The organism is Xanthobacter sediminis, assembly GCF_043195015.1.
In the GTDB taxonomy this organism is placed as follows: domain Bacteria; phylum Pseudomonadota; class Alphaproteobacteria; order Rhizobiales; family Xanthobacteraceae; genus Xanthobacter.
In genome coordinates, this window is sequence record NZ_JBAFWH010000052.1 from 1 (window position 1) to 995 (window position 995).

At 66.1% G+C, this 995-nt stretch carries 1 protein-coding gene; it reads left to right on the forward strand.

Going from position 1 to position 995, the window contains the following annotated elements:
- The coding region (gene tuf / locus V5F61_RS21155) for an elongation factor Tu (protein WP_393990638.1) at window positions 1-995 on the forward strand (995 nt) is incomplete at both ends.

The following is a 995-nucleotide window of genomic DNA, read 5'->3' on the forward strand; positions in this document are numbered from 1 at the left end:
ATCACGATCTCGACCGCCCACGTCGAGTACGAGACGCAGAACCGCCACTACGCGCACGTCGACTGCCCCGGGCACGCCGACTACGTGAAGAACATGATCACCGGCGCGGCGCAGATGGACGGCGCGATCCTGGTGGTGTCGGCCGCTGACGGCCCGATGCCGCAGACCCGCGAGCACATCCTGCTGGCCCGTCAGGTGGGCGTGCCGGCGCTGGTGGTGTTCCTCAACAAGTGCGACATGGTCGACGATCCGGAGCTGCTCGAGCTCGTCGAGATGGAAGTGCGTGAGCTTCTGTCCAAGTACGACTTCCCCGGCGACGATATCCCGATCGTGCGCGGCTCGGCGCTGGTGGCGCTCGAGAACGGCGATCCCGTGCTCGGCAAGGACGCGATCCTGGAGCTGATGACCCAGGTCGACGCCTACATCCCGCAGCCGGAGCGTCCGGTTGACCTGCCGTTCCTGATGCCCATCGAGGACGTGTTCTCGATCTCCGGCCGCGGCACGGTGGTGACCGGCCGCGTCGAGCGCGGCATCATCAAGGTGGGCGAGGAAGTGGAAATCGTCGGCATCCGTCCGACCGTGAAGACCACGGTGACCGGCGTCGAGATGTTCCGCAAGCTTCTGGACCAGGGCCAGGCTGGCGACAACGTCGGCATCCTGCTGCGCGGCACCAAGCGCGAGGACGTGGAGCGCGGTCAGGTCGTGTGCAAGCCCGGTTCGGTGAAGCCGCACACGAAGTTCAAGGCCGAGGCCTACATCCTGACGAAGGAAGAGGGTGGCCGTCACACGCCGTTCTTCACCAACTATCGCCCGCAGTTCTACTTCCGCACCACGGACGTGACCGGCGTGTGCACCCTGCCGGAAGGCACGGAGATGGTGATGCCCGGCGACAACGTGTCGATGGACGTGCACCTGATCGTTCCGATCGCCATGGAAGAGAAGCTGCGCTTCGCTATCCGCGAGGGTGGCCGCACCGTCGGCGCCGGCGTCGTCGC